This window comes from Rathayibacter rhapontici, assembly GCF_001995175.1.
Taxonomy (GTDB): domain Bacteria; phylum Actinomycetota; class Actinomycetes; order Actinomycetales; family Microbacteriaceae; genus Rathayibacter.
In genome coordinates, this window is record NZ_MUKN01000014.1 from 36,547 (window position 1) to 58,690 (window position 22,144).

Consider the following 22,144-nt stretch of genomic DNA (forward strand, 5'->3'; position numbering starts at 1 on the left):
TCAGCGTCCGCCTGCGCGGCGCTTGTTGTAGACGTCGAAGGCGACCGCGAGCAGGAGCACGAGGCCCTTGACCGCCTGCTGCCACTCGATGCCGATGCCCATGATCGACATGCCGTTGTTCAGGACGCCGATGATCAGACCACCGAGGATCGCGCCGCCGATGGTGCCGACGCCGCCCTGGACCGCCGCGCCGCCGATGAAGGCGGCCGAGATGGCCTCGAGCTCGAAGCCGTCTCCGGCCTTGGGGCCGGCGAGGTTCAGGCGGGCGGTGAAGACGAGTCCGGCGAGCGCAGCGAGGACGCCCATGTTGACGAACAGCCAGAAGGTCACGTTGCGGGTCTTGATGCCCGACAGCTCCGCGGCGTGCAGGTTGCCGCCGATCGCGTAGACGTGGCGGCCGAAGACCGAGCGGTTCATCACGACGCCGTAGACCAGCACGAGCACGGCCAGCACGATCAGGGTCACCGGGATGCCCTTGAAGGTGGAGAGCGCGAAGGCGAAGGCGCCGATGACGAGCGCGACGAGGACGAGCTTGGTGACGAACCAGACGCCCGGCTCGACGCTCTGGTTGTACTTCTGGCGGCCGCGGCGGGTGCGCAGCGACTGCACGGTGAACGCGATGATCGCCAGCGCGCCGACGCCGAGCGACAGCGGGTCGAGCGCGGTCTCGCCGAACAGGTCGGTGAGGAAGCCGTTGCCCAGCGCGCGGTACTCGATCGGGAACGAGCCGATGTTCGCGTTGCCGAGGACGACGAGCGCGAGGCCGCGGAAGATCAGCATGCCCGCCAAGGTCACGATGAACGCGGGTATGCCCACGTACGCGATCCAGAAGCCCTGCCAGGCGCCGACGAGGGCGCCGATGCCGAGCGACAGGATGATCGACAGCCACCACGGGAGGCCCATGGTGACGGCGAAGACGCCCGAGACGGCTCCGACGAACGCGGCGACCGAGCCGACCGACAGGTCGATGTGCCCGGCCACGATGACCATCACCATGCCGATGGCGAGGATCAGGATGTAGCCGTTCTGGACGATCAGGTTGGAGATGTTCTGCGGGCGCAGAAGGATCCCCTCGGTCATGATCTGGAACAGCAGCACCACCACGATGAGGGCGATGAAGATGCCGTTCTTGCCGAGGTCGCCCAGCACGTGGCTGAGGCGCTTCGTGAACGCGTTCTCGGTGGGGTTCACCTGCGCACCCGCCGCCGTGGGCGGGGTGTTCTGCAGATCGGTCATCGTTGCTTCTCCTGGGTCATGAGGGTGAGGACCGCCTCGGGGGTCGCCTCGGCGATGGGCAGCTCGCCCGTGATGCGGCCCTCCGACAGCGCGTAGACGCGGTCGCAGATGCCGAGCAGCTCGGGGAGCTCGGAGGAGATGACGATGATCCCCTTACCCGCCGCCGCCAGCTTGTTGATGATGGTGTAGATCTCGTACTTCGCTCCCACGTCGATGCCGCGGGTGGGCTCGTCGAGGATCAGGACGTCGGGGTCGGAGTAGATCCACTTCGACAGGACGACCTTCTGCTGGTTGCCGCCCGAGAGCTTGCCGGTCTTGGCGAGCACGGTCGGCGACTTGATGTTCATGCTGCCGCGGTACTCGTTCGCGACCTCGAACTCGCGGTTGTCGTCGACGAGTCCGCCCTTCGACACCTTCTCGAGCGAGGCGAGCGAGATGTTCCGCTTGATGTCGTCGATGAGGTTGAGGCCGTAGTGCTTGCGGTCCTCCGTGGCGTAGGCGAGCCCGTGGGCGATCGCCTCCGACACGTTGCGCATCCTGATCTCCTTGCCGGCCTTGAAGACCTGGCCCGAGATGCGGCTGCCGTAGGAGCGGCCGAAGAGGCTCATCGCGAACTCGGTGCGACCCGCGCCCATGAGGCCGGCGATGCCGACGATCTCGCCGCGGTGCACCGTGAGGTTCACCTTGTCGACCATGACGCGAGTCGGGTCCTGCGGGTGGTGAGCGGTCCAGTCCACGACGCGGAGGATCTCCTCGCCGATGTGCGGGGTGTGGTCCGGGTAGCGGTGGTCGAGGTCGCGGCCGACCATGTCCTTGATGATCCGGTCCTCGGTCACGTCGTCGTGAGCGATCGTCTCGATCGTCTTGCCGTCGCGGATGACCGTCACGGTGTCCGCGATCTTCTTGATCTCGTTCAGCTTGTGGCTGATGATCAGCGACGTGATGCCCTGCTCCTTGAGGTGCAGGATCAGGTCGAGCAGGTGGTCCGAGTCCTCGTCGTTGAGCGCCGCGGTGGGCTCGTCGAGGATGAGCAGCTTGACCCGCTTGGAGAGCGCCTTGGCGATCTCGACGAGCTGCTGCTTGCCGACTCCGATCTCCTGGATCTTCGTCGTGGGGTTCTCCTTCAGACCCACCCGGGCGAGCAGCGCGGCCGCCTCCTGGTTGGTCTTGTTCCAGTCGATCAGCCCCGCGAATCCGCGGACCTCGTTGCCGAGGAAGATGTTCTCGGCGATCGAGAGGTAGGGGCTGAGGGCCAGCTCCTGGTGGATGATGACGATGCCCTTGGCCTCCGAGTCGCGGATGCTGCCGAACTGCATCACGTCGCCCTCGAAGACGATGTCGCCCTCGTAGGTGCCGTGCGGGTAGACCCCGGACAGGACCTTCATCAGCGTCGACTTGCCGGCGCCGTTCTCGCCGCAGATCGCGTGCACCTCGCCGCGCGCGGCGTTCAGGGTCACGTCCTGCAGCGCTTTGACACCCGGGAACGTCTTGGTGATCCCGCGCATCTCGAGAATGTTGGTGCTCACTACGCCTCACTCCTTCAGGGAGCCGGGCCCCCTCTCGGGGACCCGGCTCGGATCGTTCAGTACCGACTCGCGACCCGCACCCTCTCGGGCACCGATCCGGTCACGGCCCCTCGGGGGAGGCCTCGCTCGCTTCCACGCCTCCTATAAGAGGAGTGACGCGTCCGTTCCTCCCGCAGAGAGGAAGTCCCCGTCGGCTCTTCCTCAGAAGGCCTGACGGTGATCTCTCTCCGTGAGGGCGTCCGCGGCTGCTCCTCCTCCGGGAGGGCTGTCGCGGAGCTCCTCCTCCGGGAGGGCGGTCGCGGTTCTCGGTGGGGTGAGCTGCAAGGCGGAGGAGGGCGCGATACCGGAGGTATCGCAACCGACGACAACGCCGCAGATCACCCCACCGAGGTTCGCGATCTAGCCGTTGATTTCGGCGTCGGTGTAGTAGCCGCCGTCGACCAGGACCGACTCGATGTCGTCCTTGGTCACGATGACGGGCTCGAGCAGGTACGACGGGACGACCTTCTCGCCGTTGTCGTAGGTCTCGGTGTCGTTGACCTCGGGCTCGGTGCCCTCGAGGACGGCCTGCGCCATGGTGACGGCCTCGGCCGCGAGCTCGCGGGTGTCCTTGTAGATGGTCGCGTACTGCTCACCCGAGATGATCGCCTTGACCGAGTCGAGCTCGGCGTCCTGGCCGGTGATGATCGGGAAGTCGGTTCCGACGGTGTAGCCGGCGTCGGTCAGGGCCGAGATGATGCCGCGGCTGAGGCCGTCGTAGGGCGAGAGGACGCCCTGGACCTGGGATCCGTCGGAGTACGACTTGGTCAGGATGTCCTCCATGCGGCTCTGGGCGACCTCGGGGTCCCAGCGCAGCGTGGCGACGGTGGTGAACTCGGTCTCGTCGCTCTTGACGACGAGGGTGCCGTCGTCCATGAAGGGCTTGAGGGTGTCCATCGCGCCGTTGAAGAAGAACGTGGCGTTGTTGTCGTCGGGGCTTCCGGCGAACAGCTCGATGTTGAACGGGCCGGCCGGCGCGTCGGCGGCGGGGGCTCCGGTCAGGTCGGTCAGGCCCAGGCCCGCGAGGAGCGAGGTGGCCTGCTGCACGCCGACCTTGTAGTTGTCGAAGGTCGCGTAGTAGTCGACGTTGGCCGAGTCGCGGATGAGGCGGTCGTAGGCGATGACCGGGATGTCGTTCGCGGCCGCCTCCTCGAGCACGCTCGTGAGGGTGGTGCCGTCGATCGAGGCGATGATCAGGGCCTTGGCGCCCTTGGTGATCATGTTCTCGAGCTGCGAGACCTGGGTGGGGATGTCGTCCTCGGCGTACTGCAGGTCGACCTCGTAGCCGGCCTCCTCGAGCTGCGACTTGACGTTGTCGCCGTCGGCGATCCAGCGCTCGGAGGACTTCGTCGGCATCGCGACGCCGACCAGTCCGCCTTCGCCGCCGCCGTCGCCGCTGCCCGAGTCGCCGCCGCTGGAGCAGGCTGCGAGGGAGAGGATCATCGCTCCGCCGGCGAGGCCGGCGAGGAGGGAGCGCTTCATAGTGGTCACTGTGATTCCTTCGTCATTGAATGCAGTGGGAGGGGCCGCTCCCGGATGCGGGGCGGGGATGTGAGCGCTCATGTGAGCGATCACATGGAGTGATGCTAGACCCGCGGATCGCTTTCGTGCCACCGGGAAAGTTGCGACTCGGTAACGGCACGTCCGGAGGGACGCTCTGCGACGCCCACCGGGCGCAGGGTGCGGGGTACCGCGGTGGACCCCCGTACGACCAGCTGCGGCTCGATGGGCGCCGCCGGGTCCGGCCGCTCGCCCTCGATCAGGCTGAGCAGCGTCGCCATGCAGCGGCGGCCCAGCTCGGCGAAGTCCTGGCGCACGCTCGTGAGCGGCGGCCAGTAGAACGCGGCCTCGGGGATGTCGTCGTAGCCGATCACGCTGACGTCCTCGGGCACGCGGACCCCGCGCTCGTGGAACGCGCTCAGCAGGCCCAGCGCCATCTGGTCGTTCGCGGCGAAGACGGCGGTGAAGTCGAGGAAGCGGGAGAGCTCCAGGCCCACGCGGTGGCCCCGCTCCGCGCTCCAGTCGCCCAGGAGCGGCGGCCGCATCGCGATGTCGCGGTCGTCGAGCTCGGCCAGGAAGCCGCGCATCCGCGCCTCCGCCTCGATCCAGTCCTGGGGGCCTGCCAGGTGCACGATCTCGGTGTGCCCGAGGTCGATCAGGTGCGCGGTGGCCAGGCGCGCCCCCGCCATCTGGTCGACGTAGAGCGCGTCGTCGCGGGAGTCGTCCGAGGTCTGCAGGGTCACGTGGGGGATCCGCAGCGCGGCTCCCGAGAGGATGTCGAACACGCGGATCTGGGGCGCGATGACCACGAGACCCTCGACCGCCTGGTTCAGCAGGTGGCGGATCCCCGCCTGGATCGACTCGCCGTCGGTGCCGTCGACGTTGGCGGTGACGACGAGGTAGCCGGCGTCGCGCGCGGCGACCTCGATCGCCTGGATGCTGGACGCCGGGCCGTACTGGAGGCTCTGCGAGGACAGCACGCCGATGGTGCGCGTGCGGCTGGTGACCAGCGCGCGGGCGGCGAGGTTGGGCCGGTAGTCGAGCTCCGACATCACGGCGAGGACGCGGCGCTTGGTCTCGGCGCGCAGGCTCGGGTGGTCGTTCAGGACGCGCGAGACGGTCTGGTGCGAGACCCCGGCGGCGCGCGCGACGTCGTAGATGCTGGGAGCCCGGGGCGCGGGCTTGTCTTCCGGCATCGGGGCACCGTGGCTCTCTGTGATCGGCGGCGCCCTGTCGCAGGGACCGTCCGAGCCCGCGTCAGCGCGGGACCCGCCCGTCCGCGGGCGCGTGTGAGCACACCTTACGTCGCTCGGGGCCCCGGAGTGCTCGCTCGCAGGACCACCGAGGTCGCGACGGGCTCGGCGGGAGCGTCGTCGTCGCCGAGCGCGACGGCGAGGGAGCGCTCGCCCAGCTCGCGCAGCGGCACGGCCACGGTGGTGAGCGCGGGGTGCACGTCGCGCACCGTGGGGATGTCGTCGAAGCCCGCGACGCCGAGGTCGGCGCCCGGCTCGATCCCGGCCGCGCGCAGGGCGGAGGAGACGCCCATCGCCATCACGTCGCTCACCGCGAAGACGAGGTCGATCTCGTCGCGGTGCTCCGCGATCAACCGGGTGGCGCCGTCGAATCCGCCGTCGCGCGAGAACGGCGCCTCGACGACGAGGGCGTCGTCGAGGGCGATGCCGTGCGCCTCGAGCCCCTCGCGGAACCCCTGCACGCGGTCGTGCGACGTGAGGATCGCGGGGCTGCCGGAGACGACTCCGAAGCGCCGGTAGCCCTGCTCGACGAGGGCCTCGGCGAGCGCTCGCGCACCCGCGCGGTTGTCCAGCACGACGGTCGGGAACGGCAGGCCGCCCTGGCTGATCAGCACGACCCGACCGCCGGCGTCCTCGAACGACGTGAGCTCGGCGATGAGCGCGTCGCGCTCGTCCTCGCCGGCGAAGCGGCTGCCCGCCAGGATCATCACCCGCGGCCGCGCGCCGCGCAGGGCGCGCACGATGGCGAGCTCCCGAGCGGAGTCGCGGCCGGTGACGGCCATCGTGACGACGAGGCCGAGCTGCTCCGCCGCTCCGGCGACGCCCGCGGCGATGGTCGAGAAGTAGGGGTCGGCGATGTCGCTCACGATCAGGGCGACCGTGCTGGTCGAGCCCTTGGCGACGGCCTGGGCCGAGAGGTTGGGGGAGTAGCCCAGGCGCTGCGCTGCCGCGAGCACGCGGACGCGGTACTCCTCGGCGACCTTGCGCTGACTGCCGTTCAGCGACCGGGAGGCGGTGGCGAGCGAGACTCCGGCTTCGCGCGCGACGTCGTGGAGGGTCACTCCGGAGCTGCGTCCTGATCGTGTCGGCACAGGCGCGTCCCTTCGGTCCCGGTCATTCTGGCACAGGGGGTGCGCGCGGGCCGGGAGCCGTGGCCCTGCGCCGAGGGAACCCTCGATCGTCGAGACCGCCCGGTGCGGCGGGCTCCCTCGACGGTCCAGGATTCCCCGGATGCGCGGCGGGTAGCGTGGACGGATGCGCCTGATCCTCATCCGCCACGGCCAGACGCCCTCGAACGTCGCCGGGCTCCTCGACACCCGCATCCCCGGACCCGGGCTGACCGAGCTCGGACGCACGCAGGCGGAGCTGCTGCCCGAGACGCTCGCCGGCGAGGGCATCGGCGCGCTCTACGTCTCGACGATGCGGCGCACGCACGAGACGGCGGCACCGCTCGCCGCGGCCCTGGGGCTCGAGCCGATCGAGCGCGACGGGATCTGCGAGATCGCGGCCGCCGGTCTCGAGATGCGCGGCGACGAGGCCGCGGTCGAGGAGTACATGGGCACCGTGTTCCGCTGGGCCGGCGGCGAGACGGGCCTGCAGCTGGCCGGCGGCGAGACGGGTGAGGGGTTCGCGGCGCGGTACGACTCCGTCGTCGCGGAGGCGGAGTCGTCGGGGCACGGCACGGTCGCGCTGGTCAGCCACGGAGCGGCGATCCGCTGCTGGGCGGGGCTGCGCTCGAAGGATCTCGATGCGCGCTTCATCGCCGATCACCTGCTCGACAACACGGGCGTCGTCGTGCTCGTCGGCGGCGGTTCGGAGTGGGTCCTCGAGTCGTGGCAGGGCGAGCCGGTGAGCGGGGTGGGCGCGGCCGCTCCCTCCGGTCCCTCGGGGGACACGACAGCCTGATCCGGAGCGGCGGTCGGTTTTCCGCGGCTCCTCCGATAACGATCGCGCAACGAAGAGAAATCGCTGCTGACCGGCAGTTCTGCTGCGCGGATGCCGACGGGGCCGTGCGGTTCCGCCGCTCTTCCAATCGTCGGACATTTGCCGGATCGGGGGTCCGCGGCTACCGTGGACGGCGGTCTTCGAGACCCCGATGAACCGGTCCGCGCCCGCGCCCCGTCCTCCGTGACGGCGAGCCGCGAGCGTACGGTCAGCGGGAGCGGAGGCGGCCCCGAGGCCGCCTCGGACACACCCCGGACGCCTCCATCCCCCGCTCGCGACGCGCGGCGGGCAGCACGCGGAGGCTCGTGCCGGGGAGTCCCACGCGCCCCGACCCGGCACCACGAGATGAGAGAGCGCGGGATCCGTCCCGCGCCCCGACGGAGCGTACGTGCAGCAGAACCAGAACGACATCAGCGAGCCCGCGGGCGGAGTGGTCCTCGAGGACCTCGCCGTCCCCGCCCTCGAAGCGAGAGGGCTGTTCAAGGTCTTCGGACGCCGTCCGGACGAGGTGGTGAGGCGTCTGCGGGCGGGAGCCGACCGGGGCGACCTCAGCGCCTCCGGGACCGCGGCGGTGATCGACGCCTCGTTCGCCGTGCGCCGCGGCGAGATCTTCGTGGTGATGGGGCTCTCGGGCTCCGGCAAGTCGACGTTGATCCGCATGCTTAACGGCCTGCAGGAGCCGACGGCGGGCGAGGTCCTGATCGACGGGTCCAGCATCACGGGAGTGCCGGAGGCGGAGCTGCGGCGCGTGCGCCGCACCTCCGTCTCGATGGTGTTCCAGCACTTCGCGCTGCTGCCGCACCGCACGGTGCTCGACAACGTCGCCTACCCGCTCGAGATCCAGGGAGTGCCGGTCCAGGAGCGGCGCGAGCGCGCACTGCTCGCCGTCGAGCGCGCCGGACTCGCCGGCTGGCACGACAAGACGCCCGACGAGCTCTCGGGAGGCATGCGCCAGCGCGTCGGCCTCGCCCGCGCGCTCGCGGCCGACACCGGCATCGTCCTGATGGACGAGGCGTTCTCGGCGCTCGACCCGCTCATCCGCCGCGAGATGCAGGAGCAGCTGATCGAGCTGCAGCAGGAGCTCGGGAAGACGATCGTCTTCATCACCCACGACCTCAACGAGGCGATGCTCCTCGGCGACCGCATCGCGGTCATGCGCGACGGCCGCATCGTGCAGATCGGGACCCCGGAGGAGATCCTCACCGACCCGGCGAACGACTACGTCGCCCAGTTCGTCCAGGACGTCGACCGCGCGCGCGTGCTCACCGCCGCCGCGGTGATGGAGCCGCCGCGCTCCGTCGTCACCCTCGCCGCAGGACCGCGCGCCGCGCTGCGCGGGATGCGCGACCTGCAGACGTCCGCGGCGTTCGTGGTCGGCGCCGGACGCCGCCTGCTGGGCACCGTCCGCGACCGCGATGTGATGGGGCAGGTGCGCCGGAGCGAGGTCGACCTCGCGGCCGTCGTCACCTCGGCCGTCGTCACGGTCGGCCCGGACACCGCGCTGAGCGAGATCATCGAGCCCGCCGTCGAGTCGGAGCTGCCCGTCGCCGTCGTCGACGCGAGCGGACGGCTGCTCGGAGCGATCCCGCGGGTCACCCTGCTGGCCGCGCTCGGCAACATCGGCGCGCACACCGGGGAGCAGCCGGTGATCGAGCCGCCGGCGACGATCCCGACCGATCTCGTCACCGCGACCCTGCACGCGACGGGCGGTCCCGTCGACGACGCCGTCCTCGCGAGAGAGGGGGGAGTGCGATGATCCGCCTGCCCCTGGGCGACGCCGTCGAGAACGGCATCGACGCCCTGACGAGCACCTTCCAGCCCGTCTTCGACCTGATCAGGACCGTCTTCGGCGCGCTCTACGACGGCGTGGACGTCGTGCTCGCCACCCCGCCCTTCTGGGTGATCATCGCGTTCCTCGCGGTGCTCGCCTACGCCGCGCGCGGCTGGATCCTCGCGATCGGCACCGCGGTCGGACTGCTGGTCGTCGTGAGCGTGGACCAGTGGGAGAACGCGATGGACTCGCTCGCGCTGGTGCTCGTCGCCTCCGTGATCGCCATCGCGCTGAGCGTGCCGCTGGGCGTGCTCGCCGCGCGCAACCGGACGGCGTCGACGATCATCCGCCCGGTGCTCGATCTGATGCAGACGATGCCGGCGTTCGTGTACCTGATCCCGGCGCTGATCTTCTTCCGCGTCGGAGTCGTGCCGGGCATCGTCGCGACCATCGTGTTCGCGATGGCGCCGGGAGTGCGCCTGACCGAGCTGGGCATCCGCGGAGTCGACCCCGAGCTCGTCGAGGCGGGCGAGGCGTTCGGCTCCTCGAAGTGGCGGATCCTGCGCCAGATCCAGCTGCCGCTCGCGCTGCCGTCGATCCTGGCCGGTCTGAACCAGGTGATCATGCTGTCGCTCTCGATGGTGGTCATCGCGGGCATCGTCGGGGCCGGGGGACTGGGCGGCGACGTGGTCGCGAGCCTGAACCGGATCGACGTCGCGCTCGGGTTCGAGGCGGGGATCTCGGTCGTGATCCTCGCGATCGTGCTCGACCGGATGACGGGGGCGCTGGGGAAGCCCTGGCCCGCCCGCGCCGCCCGCGCGGCCAGTCGCCGCGCCGTGGTCCTGACCCGCTCGGCCGTCGCCGCCGTCTCGATCGCCGTCGTGGCCTCCCTCGGCGCCTCGGCCGTCGCGGGGCCGGCGAGCACCGCCTCCGTCGACAACGGCGACCGCACCGACGTGCGCCTGGCGGTGTTCCAGGGCTGGGACGAGGGCATCGCCGTGTCGGCGCTCTGGGGTGCCGTGCTCGAGGAGCAGGGCTACGACGTCGAGCTCTCGGACATCGACGTGGCACCCGCTTCGCGGGGCTCGCGGCCGGGAGCTACGACCTGGCATTGGACACCTGGCTGCCGACCACGCACGGCAGCTACCTCGAGCGGTACGGCGACGACCTCGTCGACCTGGGCGCCTGGAACGACGAGGCGAAGCTGACCATCGCGGTCAACGAGGACGCTCCGATCGACACCCTCGAGGAGCTCGCCGCCAACCCGGACGCGTCGGCAACCGGCTGATCGGCATCGAGCCGGGCTCGGGGCTGAACACCGTCACGACCGAGGAGGTCATCCCCGGGTACGGCCTGGAGGGGATGGAGTACCTGACGTCGTCGACGCCGGCGATGCTGCAGGAGCTCGAGACCGCGACGGCGAACGGCGAGGACATCGCGGTGACGCTCTGGCGCCCGCACTGGGCCTACGACGCGTTCCCGGTGAAGGACCTCGAGGACCCGAAGGGCCTGCTCGGCGAGGCCGAGGACATCCACTCGTTCGGCTCGAGCTCCTTCGAGGGCGATTTCCCGACGCTGAGCAGCTGGATGCGCGACTTCCGGATGGACTCCGAGACGCTCTACTCGCTTGAGAACGCGCTGTTCAACGACGGCGCCGACGACCGCGACGCGGCGCTCGCGGCCTGGATGGACGAGAACCGCGAGTACGTGGATTCGATGACGTCCTGACCTCGGCTGCCCCCGCGAGATGCCACTCCGGTTCGCGACACGCCGTCGAAGGCGTACCGGAGTGGCATCTCGCGGACGGCGTCAGGCGCGGGCCGCCGCGTACTGCGCGCGGATCGCCGGGCGGTGGTCGGCCGCCGGCTCAGCGACCGAGGTGACCTCCCACTCCGGGCGCGAGCCCGTGAGCGCCCACGCGGCCTGCACCGCGGCTCCGTCGGCCACGTACTCGCCGGGAGTCGGCACCACCACGGGCACGTCGAACACCTGCGAGGCGGCGAGCTGCACGGCGCGGTTCTGCGCGGCTCCGCCGATCAGCAGGATGCGGTGCGCCTCCACTCCGAGGCCGCGCACCGCGTCGAGACCGTCGGCCAGTCCGCAGAGCATGCCCTCGATCGCCGCGCGCGCCAGGTTCGGGCGCGTGGTCGAGGCGATGGTCATGCCGTGCAGGCTCGCCGTCGCATCGGGGAGATTCGGGGTGCGCTCGCCCTCGAAGTACGGGACGAGCACGAGGCCGTCGGCGCCCGGCTCGGCCTGCAGCGCCAGGTCGGCGAACTCGTCGAAGCCGGCTCCGAGCAGGGCGGCGGTCGAGGAGAGCACCCGGGCGGCGTTGAGCGTCGCGACGAGCGGCAGGAAGCTCCCGCTCGCGTCCGCGAAGCCGGCGACGGTCCCGGAGGGATCGCGCACCGGGTCCTCGGTCACGGCGAAGACGGTGCCGCTGGTGCCGATGCTGACGACCACGTCGCCGGGCCCTGCGCCGAGACCGAGGGCGGCGCCCGCGTTGTCGCCGGCACCGGGTCCGACCACGAGGCCCTCCGACGTCCGTCCCGCCTCCTCCGACGGCCCGAGCACGCGGGGGAGCGCCGGACGGTGGCCGAGCGCGTGCTCGAGCAGCTCGAGGTCGTAGCCGTCGGCGCCCCAGTACGAGGTGCCGGAGGCGTCCGAGCGGTCGGTCGTCAGAGCGTCCAGGTCGACGCCGCGAGGCGCACCGGGGCCGTAGCCCAGCAGGCGCCAGGTCAGCCAGTCGTGGGGGAGGGCGACCGCCGCGACGCGGGCCGCGTTCTCGGGCTCGGCGTCGCGCAGCCAGCGGAGCTTCGTGGCCGTGAAGGAGGCGACCGGGACCGTGCCCGTGCGGCGCGCCCACTCCTCCGCCCCGAGCTCGGCGACCAGCGCCTGGGCGGCACCCGCGCTGCGCGTGTCGTTCCACAGCAGCGCCGGCCGGATCACCTCGCCGTCGGCGTCGAGCACGACCATGCCGTGCTGCTGCCCGCCGATCGAGATCGCGGCGACGTCGTCGAGTCCGCCGGCGTCCGCGATCGCCTCGGTCAGCGCGTCCCACCAGGCCGAGGGGTGCACCTCGGTGCCGTCGGGGTGGCTCGCGCGGCCGGTGCGGACCACCGCTCCGCTCTCGAGGTCGCGGACGACCACCTTGCAGCTCTGGGTCGACGAGTCGACTCCTGCGACCAGCGTCATCGCCGTGTCCGTTCCTCCCGCAGCGGCGGGATGCGTGTTCGTGGGGGTACGAGGGAACGGACGAGACCCCGTGCCGGAGGGCAGGGGGTCTCGTCCGTCAGGGGAGTGCCGGGCGGGTCAGCGGGCGCCGAGCAGGTGCTCGGTCGCGAGCTGCTGCAGGCGCACGAAGCCGAAGCCCTTGCCGCCGAGGTAGGCGTCGGCGTCGAACGACTCGTACGACGCGGTGTCGGCGAGAAGGTCGTCGTACGACTCGCCCTCGTTCAGCGTCGGGGTCTGCAGCTCGGCGACCTTCGCGGCGGCGAGCGCCTCCTGCACCTCGGGGTCGGCGCGGAAGGCCGCGGCGCGCTCCTTCAGCAGCAGGTAGGTGCGCATGTTCGCGGCGGCCGAGTCCCAGACTCCGGTCTCGTCCTCGGTGCGCGAGGGCTTGTAGTCGAAGTGGCGCGGGCCGTCGTAGGAGGGGACTCCGCCGGGGCCGCCGTTCTCGAGGAGGTCGACGAGCGAGAACGCGTTGTGCAGGTCGCCGTGGCCGAAGACGAGGTCCTGGTCGTACTTGATGCCGCGCTGGCCGTTGAGGTCGATGTGGAAGAGCTTGCCGTGGTACAGCGCCTGGGCGATGCCGGCGGTGAAGTTCAGGCCCGCCATCTGCTCGTGGCCGACCTCGGGGTTCACGCCCACGAGCTCGGGGCGCTCGAGCGAGTCGATGAACGCGATCGCGTGACCGAGGGTCGGCAGGAGGATGTCGCCGCGGGGCTCGTTGGGCTTGGGCTCGATGGCGAAGCGGATGTCGTAGCCCTTGTCGGTGACGTAGTCGCCGAGCAGGTTGACGGCCTCGCGGTAGCGCTCGAGGGCGGCGCGGATGTCCTTGGCGGAGTCGTACTCGGCGCCCTCGCGGCCGCCCCACATGACGAAGGTCTGGGCGCCCAGCTCGGCGGCGAGGTCGATGTTGCGGAGGACCTTGCGCAGCGCGAAGCGGCGGACGTCGCGGTCGTTGGAGGTGAATCCGCCGTCCTTGAAGACCGGGGCGCTGAAGAGGTTGGTGGTGACCATCGGCACGACGAGGCCGGTCGACTCGAGCGCGCCCGTGAGGCGGTCGATCTGGGTCTGGCGCTCGGCGTCGGTCGAGCCGAACGCGAAGAGGTCGTCGTCGTGGAAGGTGAGGCCGTAGGCGCCGAGCTCGTCGAGCTTCTCGACGGCGTGCACCACATCGAGGGGCTCGCGGGTCGGGCCGCCGAAGGGGTCCGTGCCGTTGTAGCCGATGGTCCAGAGGCCGAACGAGAACTTGTCGGCGCGGGTGGGGGTCAGGGACATGGATCCGATCCTTTCCGGCGACGTCGCCGAATTGTTGTTGCGGCCAACATATCGGGAGCGCGGGTCTCGCGCAATGCGGATCGAGGGTGGAGGCCTCGCCGGGCGCCCGATATGTCGGGGGCCGCGACAAACCTGTTGCGGAAGCGCTTCGACTCTGCGTACAGTGCTCAGCACAGCCCCGTCGAAGCGTTTCGAGCGTCGGAGGGGTCCGACGACGAGGTCCGGCAGGAGGAACGATGGCGACCATCCACGACGTCGCTCGCGCTGCCGGAGTGTCGATCAGCACCGTCTCCTACGCACTCTCGGGCAAGCGCTCGATCGCGGCCACCACGCGCCAGCGGGTCGACGACGCGGTGCGCGAGCTCGGCTACCGGCCGCACGCCGGGGCGCGGATGCTCGCCGGAGCGCGGACCCACATCCTCGCCCTGTCGGCGCCGCTGCACGAGGACGGCCACCTCCCGACGCACATGCGCTTCGTGACGGCTGTCGTCGAGACGGCACGCAAGAACGACTACGACGTCCTCCTGCTCGCCACCGACGACGAGGTCAGCGGGATCCGCCGCGTGGCCTCCAGCTCCCTCGTCGACGCGGTCGTGGTGATGGGCGTCAACGAGGTCGACGAGCGCGTCGACCTGGTCGATGCGCTGTCGCTTCCCGCCTCCTTCATTGGCGTGCCCCGCAACGGCGGTGCGATGTCGTGCGTCGACCTCGACTTCGAGCAGGCCGGCTTCACCACCGTCGAGTCGCTCGCCGCGCTGGGGCACCGGTCGATCGGCATCATCGGCCACCCGCACTCCTACCTCGATCGCGAGACCAACTTCATCCGCCGCTTCAACGACGGAGTGGAGGCTGCCTCGGCGGCGCACGGTGTCGAGATCGCCCGCGTCTGGCCCGAGATCGGCCGGATCCCCGCGCAGGACGCGTTCGACGAGCTGCGCGAGACCCTCCCCGGCATGACCGCACTCGTCTTCCACTGCAACGAGCCCGTCGTGGAGGCGGTGCTCGGCCGGATCCGTCAGCTCGAGCTCGACGTCCCGGGCGACCTGTCCGTCTTCGCTGCGTGCGCCAGCTACGCGACCGATCTGCTCGAGGTCCCGCTCAGCTCCATCCCCTTGCCACTCGACGACATGTGCCGCATCGCCGTCGAGAACGTGCTGCGCCTCGTGCGCGGCAGCGACGAACACGGCGTGACGCTCCTTGCGCCTGTGTACGTCGACCGCGGCTCCGTCGCCGCAGTCGGCGCCTGACCCCTCCCCGCCCACCGCACCCTCCGACCCGCTCGCCCCTCTCCACTGTCGAAACGCTTCGACTCTGTGACGTGGGGAACTCCGCACCGCACCGACCGGATCACCGCGATCCCTCACCACAGCACTGTTTTACAGAGAGGTAGAACCATGAGAATCACCCGTGGCCTCAGCGCCATCACCGCATTCGCCGTCTCGGCGGCACTGCTCACCGGCTGCTCTGCCGGCGCATCGTCGGACCCCGACACCCTGAAGCTCTGGCACTTCGAGGGCACCGACAGCGATGTCGGACTCGCCTGGGAGAGGGCGATCGAGATCTTCGAGGAGGAGACCGGAGCCACTGTCGAGTACGAGGACAAGAGCTTCGAGCAGATCCGCTCCACCGCGAGCCAGGTCCTCAACTCCGACGAGGCCCCCGACGTGATGGAGTCGCCGAAGGGCAACGCGACGGCCGGCCTCCTCGCGAGCCAGGGCCTGCTCGCCGACATCACCGACGCCGTCGAGGAGAAGGGCTGGGACGACCTGCTGGCTCCCTCGCTGCAGACCACGGCGCGCTACGACGAGAACGGCATCATGGGCTCCGGGCCCTGGGTCGGCGTCCCCAACTACGGCGAGTACGTGACCGTGTATTACAACACCGAGATGTTCGCCGAGAACGGCGTCGCTGTCCCGACGACCTACGAGGAGTTCGAGGCGGCGATGGACACCTTCGTCTCGAAGGGCATCACCCCGCTCGCCGAGGCCGGTGCCGAATACCCGCTCGGGCAGCTCTTCTACCAGCTCGCCCTCTCCGAGGCCGACCGCCAGTTCGTGAACGACTACCAGCTCTACGAGAACCCGGTCGACTGGACGAGCGGCCCGCTCGCCTACGCGGCGGACAAGCTCAAGGAGTACACGGACAACGGCTGGATCTCGACCAACGCGACCGGTCTCAAGGCCGAGGACATGGGCGTCGCGTTCATGGCCGGCGGCGAGTACCCGATGATGGTGTCCGGCTCGTGGTGGGCCGGACGCGTCCTCAACGAGGCGACGTTCGACTGGGACACCTTCCTGTTCCCGGGCTCCGAGCTGGTTCCCGGCTCGTCCGGCAACATCTGGGTCGTCCCCGAGCGCGCGGCGAACAAGGACCTCGCCTACGAGTTCATCGACATCACGATGCGCCCTGAGATCCAGGCCATGATCGGCAACAACGGCTCGATCCCCGTCGCGGCGAACCCCGACGACATCACCGACGAGAAGTCGAAGAAGCTCATCACCGACTTCAACTCGATCGTCGAGCGCGATGGTCTCGCGTTCTACCCCGACTGGCCCACGCCGAACTTCTACGACCAGCTCGTCGGCGCGACCCAGGAGATCGTGAACGGCACCCTCACGCCCGACGCTGCTCTCGAGCAGCTCGGCACCGAGTACGAGGACGGCGTCGCCGACATCACCGGCTGACGCCGGCCACAGGCTGACACCGCTCTCGCCCGAGCGCCGGTACCGGCCGATGCCGGGATGGGAGGCGGCGACCGATCAGTCCCGCCTCCCGTCCCTCCTCCACGACCCGACCCAGGGGAGGGGCGGCTGCTGCCGCCCCCTGCGAAAGGACTTCCATGGCAACGACGCTTCCCGCGGTGCGACGCACCCGGCGATCTGATGGCCGCAGCGCCATCCCCGGAATCGGATCCGCCGGCTTCTGGTTCTACCTGATCCCCGGGCTGGTCCTGTTCACCGCGATCATCCTCGTTCCGCTGCTGTGGAACGTCTACCTGAGCTTCACCGACTGGCGCGGCATCCGCCCGCCGGAGTTCATCGGGCTCGCGAACTGGATCGAGCTCTCCCAGGACGCCAAGTTCTGGACCTCGTTCCGCAACTCGATCGCCATGATCGTCGCGATGGTCATCGTGCCGACCCTGCTCGGCCTGGTGCTGGCGGCACTGCTCTTCGACGTGATCGGCCGCAAGTTCGGCGGCCGCGTCGCGAGCTTCCTCCGCGCGACCTACTACCTCCCCCAGATCCTCCCGGTCGCCATCGCGGCGATCGTCATCGGCTGGATCCTCCGGCCCGAGAACGGTGCGCTGAACACGGTCCTCCAGGGCATCGGCCTCGGCGACCTGCAGCGGAACTGGCTGGGCAGCCCCGACACCGCCCTGCTCTCGATCATGTTCGTGATGGTCTGGGTGCAGCTCGGCTACCCCGTCGTGATCTTCATGGCCGCGCTGCAGCGGGTCGACCCGGAGATGTACGAGGCGGCGGAGCTCGACGGCGCGAACTGGTACCAGCGCTTCCGCTTCATCACGATCAGCGCGATCCGCCCCGAGATCTTCGTCGTGACGCTGACCTGCACGATCGCCGCCCTCAAGGTCTTCGGCCCCATCTACGCCCTGACCGGCGGCGGTCCGGGGACCTCGACGATCGTTCCCAGCTACTACTCCTACATCCAGTTCTTCCAGAGCCAGCAGGTCGGCTACGGAGCGACGATCGCGACCGCTCTGACGATCGTCGTCGTCATCGTGGCGATGGTGTTCCTCCGCTTCCAGGCCCGCTTCGAAAACGCAGAAAGCGAGCGCTGATGTCCACGATCGCTCCCGCCACTCCGGCCGACGAGGGCACCACCCCCCTCCCGATCACGCCCGCAGGACCGCGACGCCGCGCCTCCGGAGCCCGTCGGACGCCCGGTGACTGGCTCTGGCTCGTCCTGGCCTGCGCGATCGCGGTCCTCATCGCGATCCCGTTCGTCATCATCCTGATCAACTCGTTCAAGTCGCCCGAGGACTACAACAGCTCGGGCCCCCTCGTCCTGCCGCGCGAGCTCTACTTCGACGGCATCGTCAACTTCTGGAACCGGGTGAACTTCCCGGAGAAGCTCGGCAACAGCATTCTGATCTCCGGCTCCGTCGCGATCCTCGCGGTCGTCGTCTCGGTGCTGAACGCCTTCGCCATCGGGATCGGCAACGTGCGCTTCCGCTCGTGGATGCTCCTGCTGTTCCTGCTCGCCGACCTCATCCCGCAGGAGGCGCTCCTCTACCCCCTGTACTACATGTTCAAGGAGATCGGCCTCTACGACTCCAAGCTGGCGATCGTGATCATCTTCACGGTGATCCAGAGCGCCTTCGGCACCTACCTGCTGTCGTCGGTCTTCGCGACCTTCCCGAAGGAGATCCTCGAGGCCGCCGTCATCGACGGAGCGAGCCGCCTGCGCATCCTGCTGCGCGTCGTCCTGCCGATCAGCAAGGGGACTCTGTCGGTCCTCCTGATCTTCTTCTTCATCTGGACGTGGAACGAGTTCCTGATCCCGCTGACCTTCCTGGTCTCGAACGAGAACCAGACCGTGCCGGTCGCGATCACGACCCTGCAGGGCGACCGCCTGATGGACGTCACCACGACGAGCGCCTCGGCGCTGCTCGGTCTCGTCCCGACCCTGCTGTTCTTCCTCTTCTTCCAGCGCACCCTCACCCGCGGCATCACCGCGGGCGCGGTCAAGTGACGACCGCGACGACGAAAGGACCCCTATGAAGTTCACCGACGGCTTCTGGCAGCTGCGGCCCGGTGTCGACGCTCTCTACGCCCGGGAGGCCTACGACATCTGGCCGGAGGGGGAGCACGGGCTGCGCGTCACAGCGCCGACCGCGGTGATCACCCGGCGCGGCGACACCCTCAACCGCCCGGTCATCACGGTGACCCTGACCTCTCCGCTGCCTGATGTGATCGGCGTGCGCGTCGAGCACCACGTCGCAGCGGAGGACCGCGGCTTCCAGCTGGTCGGCGCGGAGGAGGGGCACGGTGTCGTCGTCATCGACGAGACCGGTGGCGCCCTGACGTCCGGTCGGCTGACCGCTCGCATCGCCCCCGGGGCTCCGTTCGAGCTCGTCTTCGAGGCCGACGGGCGCGTCCTCACCACCGCGGGGGAGAAGTCGATCGGGTACGTGCGCGTTCGCCCCGATGCCCAGGTCGACGGCGCACCGGTCGGCAACGCGCGCGCCGGCTCCGGCCGCGCTCTCGCGCCCGCCTACGTCCACCAGCAGCTCTCGCTCGGCGTCGGCGAGCTCGTCTACGGTCTCGGCGAGCGCTTCGGACCGCTCGTCAAGAACGGTCAGACCGTCGACATCTGGAACGCCGACGGCGGCACCTCGTCGGAGCAGGCCTACAAGAACGTGCCCTTCCACCTGACGAATCGCGGCTACGGCGTCCTGGTGAACGACTCCTCGCACGTCTCGTACGAGGTCGGCTCGGAGTCGGTGGAGCGGCTGCAGTTCTCGGTCGCGGGTGAGGCGCTCGAGTACTTCGTCATATACGGCGGCGATCCCGCGGGGACCCTCGAGCGCTACACCGCGCTCACCGGGCGACCCGCGGAGGTGCCCGCCTGGTCGTACGGTCTGTGGCTGTCGACCTCGTTCACCACCGACTACGACGAGGAGACCGTCACCTCCTTCATCGACGGGATGGCCGAGCGCGACCTCCCGGTCAGCGTGTTCCACTTCGACTGCTTCTGGATGCGCGAGTTCAACTGGTGCGACTTCGAGTGGGACCCGCGGGTCTTCCCCGACCCCGAGGGCATGCTCGCCCGCCTCCGCGCCAAGGAGCTGCGGATCAGCCTCTGGATCAACCCTTACATCGGTCAGCGCTCGCCGCTGTTCCGCGAGGCGTCGGAGGCCGGCTACCTGGTTCACAACCGCGACGGCTCCGTGTGGCAGTGGGATCTCTGGCAGGCCGGTATGGGACTCGTCGACTTCACCCACCCGGGAGCGAAGGCCTGGTACCAGGAGAAGCTGCGCGGCCTGATCCGGCAGGGCGTCGACTGCTTCAAGACCGACTTCGGCGAGCGCATCCCGCTCGACGTCGTCTGGGCGGACGGGTCGAGCCCTGAGCGCATGCACAACTACTACGCGCAGCTCTACAACGAGGCGGTGCACGAGGTGCTGGTGCAGGAGCGCGGAGAGGGCGAGGCCGTACTCTTCGCCCGCTCGGCCACCGCGGGTGGTCAGCGGCTCCCGGTGCACTGGGGCGGGGACTCGACGTCGACCTTCGAGTCGATGGCGGAGTCGCTGCGCGGCGGGCTCTCGCTCGCCCTCTCCGGCTTCGGCTTCTGGAGCCACGACATCGGCGGGTTCGAGGGCACGCCCGATGCCGCGGTCTACAAGCGCTGGACCGCGTTCGGGCTGCTGTCGTCGCACTCCCGCTTCCACGGATCGAGCTCGTACCGGGTGCCGTGGGCGTTCGACGAGGAGGCGGTCGAGGTGACACGCGTCTTCACCCGGCTGAAGTTGAAGCTCATGCCCTACCTCCACGGGGTGGGGCTCGAGGCTTCGGCGACGGGCGTGCCCGTCATGCGGCCGATGCTCCTCGAGTTCCCCGAGGACCGCACGGTGGCGCATCTCGACACGCAGTACATGCTCGGTCCCTCGCTCCTCGTGGCCCCCGTCTTCTCGTCCGACGGCTCCGTCGAGTTCTACCTTCCGCGCGTCGGTGGGTCTCGTGGTGGGACGGCAACGTCGTCGACTCGGTCGGCGAGTGGCGCACCGAGACGCACGGCTTCGAGACGCTCCCGCTCTACGTGCGCGAGGGCACCCTCCTGCCGGTCGGAGCGCGGGAGGACCGACCCGACTACGACTACCTCGACGGTCTCGAGGTGCGCTCCTATCCCGACGCGAGCGGCTCGATGCCCGAGGGCGCCTCGGTCACCGTCGTCACCCCCGATGGACGGGTCGGGCGCTTCACGGCCTGATCGCGCCCGGCGGTGGTGCAGAACATCAGCTGAGAAGGGCGGCTCGCGCACCATCGCGCGCGAGCACCCTTCTCAGCTGATGCTCCGCGCGGCCGCGGCCCAGGCCTCCGGACCGCGCGCCGGTAGGCTGGCCCGGCACGCAGAGGAGACCGCCGAATGCCCGACCACGCGACGCGCGGCAACACCCTCGACCGGGTCAGGCGCCACAACCTCGCCGCGATCCTCCGCCTCGTCCACCGCGGCGGGCCCCGCTCCCGCTCGCAGCTCACACGCGCGACCGGGCTCAACCGGTCCACCATCGCCGCCCTCGTGGGCGAGCTGGTCGAGCTCGGCATCGTGCGCGAGCGCGAGCCCGACACGCTGAACCAGGTGGGGCGGCCGAGTCCGATCGTCGAGGCCGATCCGCGGGTCGTCGCCTTCGCCGTGAACCCCGAGATCGACGCCGTGACGGTCGCCGTGGTCGGCTTCGACGCCGAGGTGCGCCGCCGCCTGCGCCGCACGGCGAGCGTGCCGACCGCCGAGGCGGCCGCCGAGCTGGCCGCCGGCGCGATCGCCGAGCTCCGCGCCGAGCTCCCGGCCGATGCCCGCACGGTCGGTATCGGCGTCGCCGTGCCCGGCCTCGTCCGCGACGCCGACGGTCTCGTCCGCACCGGCCCGCACCTGGGCTGGAGCGACGAGCCGTTCTCGCGGATGCTCGCCGACGCGACCGGGCTCCCGGTCCTCTCGGCGAACGACGCCAACCTCGGCGCCCTCGCCGAGAGCGCGCTCGGGGCCGGCCGCGACGTCTCGCACCTGATCTACCTCAACGGCGGCGCGAGCGGCGTCGGCGCCGGCGTGATCGTCGGAGGCGCGCCGCTGCACGGCATCGACGGCTACGCGGGCGAGATCGGCCACACCCTGGTGAACAGCGCGGGCGTCGACTGCCACTGCGGCGCGGTCGGCTGCCTCGAGACCGAGGTGGGCCGCGCCGAGCTTCTGCGCGTGCTGGGCCTGGAGGAGAGCGAGCGGCTGGAGGAGGCGCTCGCCGCCTCCGAGGATCCGGCCGTCCGCGCGGAGGTCGAGCGCCAGCTCGGCCACCTGGCCGTGGCCCTGCGGAACGTCGTCAACATCTTCAACCCGCAGCTGGTCGTGCTCGGCGGGTTCCTCGGCGCCCTGGTGGGCGTGGCCCCCGGGTTCCTCGAGGAGCGCCTCACGCACGGCGGTCCGTTCCGGGTGGCGCTCGACTCGGTCCGCATCGCGCGCACCGAGCTCGGCGGCGACCTGCTGATGATCGGCGCGGCCGAGCTGGCGTTCGAGCACCTGCTCGCCAATCCGCTGGCCGCGCCGCTGCATCCGCTCGCCCCGCCCGCCCCGTGACCGCCGGGGCTTGGGCACGGCGGAGGTAAGCGTTTACCCTGCTGGAGGACCACCGGGATCGGGCA

15 protein-coding genes and 2 pseudogenes are annotated in these 22,144 nt (G+C 70.2%); 10 read left to right on the plus strand and 7 right to left on the minus strand.

The window, feature by feature from the left end; translation table 11 throughout:
• The 5 genes from mmsB to B0T42_RS06420 all read right to left on the minus strand — a co-directional run bounded on the left by mmsB (window position 1) and on the right by B0T42_RS06420 (window position 6,615).
• Window positions 1–1,236 (minus strand): multiple monosaccharide ABC transporter permease, encoded by a 1,236-nt coding sequence (mmsB, locus tag B0T42_RS06400; RefSeq protein WP_055791160.1) that lies wholly within the window; start codon window positions 1,234–1,236, stop codon window positions 1–3.
• Window positions 1,233–2,762: a multiple monosaccharide ABC transporter ATP-binding protein gene (gene mmsA / locus B0T42_RS06405; RefSeq protein ID WP_077222411.1), complete on the minus strand. Its 1,530-nt coding sequence runs from the start codon at window positions 2,760–2,762 to the stop codon at window positions 1,233–1,235. Before mmsA ends, mmsB begins: the two co-directional genes overlap by 4 nt.
• 399 nt (window positions 2,763–3,161) lie before the next feature.
• On the minus strand, window positions 3,162–4,283 hold the full coding sequence (chvE, locus tag B0T42_RS06410; RefSeq protein ID WP_055791166.1) for a multiple monosaccharide ABC transporter substrate-binding protein: 1,122 nt from the start codon (window positions 4,281–4,283) through the stop codon (window positions 3,162–3,164).
• Window positions 4,284–4,387: 104 nt separating this feature from the next.
• A complete protein-coding gene (locus B0T42_RS06415; RefSeq protein ID WP_077222412.1) occupies window positions 4,388–5,497 on the minus strand; it encodes a LacI family DNA-binding transcriptional regulator in 1,110 nt (369 codons plus the stop codon).
• A gap of 104 nt (window positions 5,498–5,601) precedes the next feature.
• Window positions 5,602–6,615 (minus strand): LacI family DNA-binding transcriptional regulator, encoded by a 1,014-nt coding sequence (locus tag B0T42_RS06420; RefSeq protein WP_236720152.1) that lies wholly within the window; start codon window positions 6,613–6,615, stop codon window positions 5,602–5,604.
• A gap of 193 nt (window positions 6,616–6,808) precedes the next feature.
• On the opposite strand from B0T42_RS06420, the gene B0T42_RS06425 reads away from it, so the two are divergent.
• The 4 genes and pseudogenes from B0T42_RS06425 (at window position 6,809) to B0T42_RS21110 (ending at window position 10,997) form a co-directional block, all read left to right on the plus strand.
• Window positions 6,809–7,459, plus strand: coding sequence for a histidine phosphatase family protein (locus tag B0T42_RS06425; protein WP_077222433.1), 651 nt, complete (start codon window positions 6,809–6,811; stop codon window positions 7,457–7,459).
• Between the two features lie 427 nt (window positions 7,460–7,886).
• Window positions 7,887–9,254: a quaternary amine ABC transporter ATP-binding protein gene (locus B0T42_RS06430; RefSeq protein WP_446737360.1), complete on the plus strand. Its 1,368-nt coding sequence runs from the start codon at window positions 7,887–7,889 to the stop codon at window positions 9,252–9,254.
• Window positions 9,251–10,477 (plus strand): ABC transporter permease subunit, encoded by a 1,227-nt coding sequence (locus B0T42_RS06435; RefSeq protein ID WP_077222413.1) that lies wholly within the window; start codon window positions 9,251–9,253, stop codon window positions 10,475–10,477. Before B0T42_RS06430 ends, B0T42_RS06435 begins: the two co-directional genes overlap by 4 nt.
• A pseudogene (locus B0T42_RS21110) lies at window positions 10,381–10,997 on the plus strand (glycine betaine ABC transporter substrate-binding protein). The gene B0T42_RS06435 and the pseudogene B0T42_RS21110 overlap by 97 nt, the downstream one beginning before the upstream one ends.
• Before the next feature lie 81 nt (window positions 10,998–11,078).
• On the opposite strand, the gene xylB reads toward B0T42_RS21110, so the two are convergent.
• Together xylB and xylA are read right to left on the minus strand one after the other, a co-directional pair.
• Window positions 11,079–12,464 carry a xylulokinase gene (gene xylB / locus B0T42_RS06445; RefSeq protein WP_077222415.1) on the minus strand — a complete coding sequence of 462 codons (1,386 nt, stop codon included), beginning with the start codon at window positions 12,462–12,464 and terminating at the stop codon, window positions 11,079–11,081.
• 117 nt (window positions 12,465–12,581) lie between these two features.
• On the minus strand, window positions 12,582–13,772 hold the full coding sequence (gene xylA / locus B0T42_RS06450; RefSeq protein ID WP_077222416.1) for a xylose isomerase: 1,191 nt from the start codon (window positions 13,770–13,772) through the stop codon (window positions 12,582–12,584).
• 236 nt (window positions 13,773–14,008) lie between these two features.
• Here xylA and B0T42_RS06455 point away from each other — a divergent pair, with 236 nt between their 5' ends.
• The 6 genes and pseudogenes from B0T42_RS06455 (at window position 14,009) to B0T42_RS06480 (ending at window position 22,079) form a co-directional block, all read left to right on the plus strand.
• A complete protein-coding gene (locus tag B0T42_RS06455) occupies window positions 14,009–15,019 on the plus strand; it encodes a LacI family DNA-binding transcriptional regulator (RefSeq protein ID WP_077222417.1) in 1,011 nt (336 codons plus the stop codon).
• A 147-nt stretch (window positions 15,020–15,166) separates the two neighbouring features.
• Window positions 15,167–16,456 carry an ABC transporter substrate-binding protein gene (locus B0T42_RS06460; RefSeq protein WP_077222418.1) on the plus strand — a complete coding sequence of 430 codons (1,290 nt, stop codon included), beginning with the start codon at window positions 15,167–15,169 and terminating at the stop codon, window positions 16,454–16,456.
• Window positions 16,457–16,611: 155 nt separating this feature from the next.
• Window positions 16,612–17,571 (plus strand): carbohydrate ABC transporter permease, encoded by a 960-nt coding sequence (locus B0T42_RS06465; RefSeq protein ID WP_077222419.1) that lies wholly within the window; start codon window positions 16,612–16,614, stop codon window positions 17,569–17,571.
• Window positions 17,571–18,485: a carbohydrate ABC transporter permease gene (locus tag B0T42_RS06470; protein WP_077222420.1), complete on the plus strand. Its 915-nt coding sequence runs from the start codon at window positions 17,571–17,573 to the stop codon at window positions 18,483–18,485. The genes B0T42_RS06465 and B0T42_RS06470 overlap by 1 nt, the downstream gene beginning before the upstream one ends.
• A gap of 25 nt (window positions 18,486–18,510) precedes the next feature.
• Window positions 18,511–20,723 (plus strand): annotated as a pseudogene (gene yicI, locus B0T42_RS06475) (alpha-xylosidase).
• Between the two features lie 156 nt (window positions 20,724–20,879).
• Window positions 20,880–22,079, plus strand: a complete 1,200-nt coding sequence (locus tag B0T42_RS06480) for an ROK family transcriptional regulator (protein WP_077222421.1) — start codon at window positions 20,880–20,882, stop codon at window positions 22,077–22,079.
• Window positions 22,080–22,144: the final 65 nt, after the last annotated feature.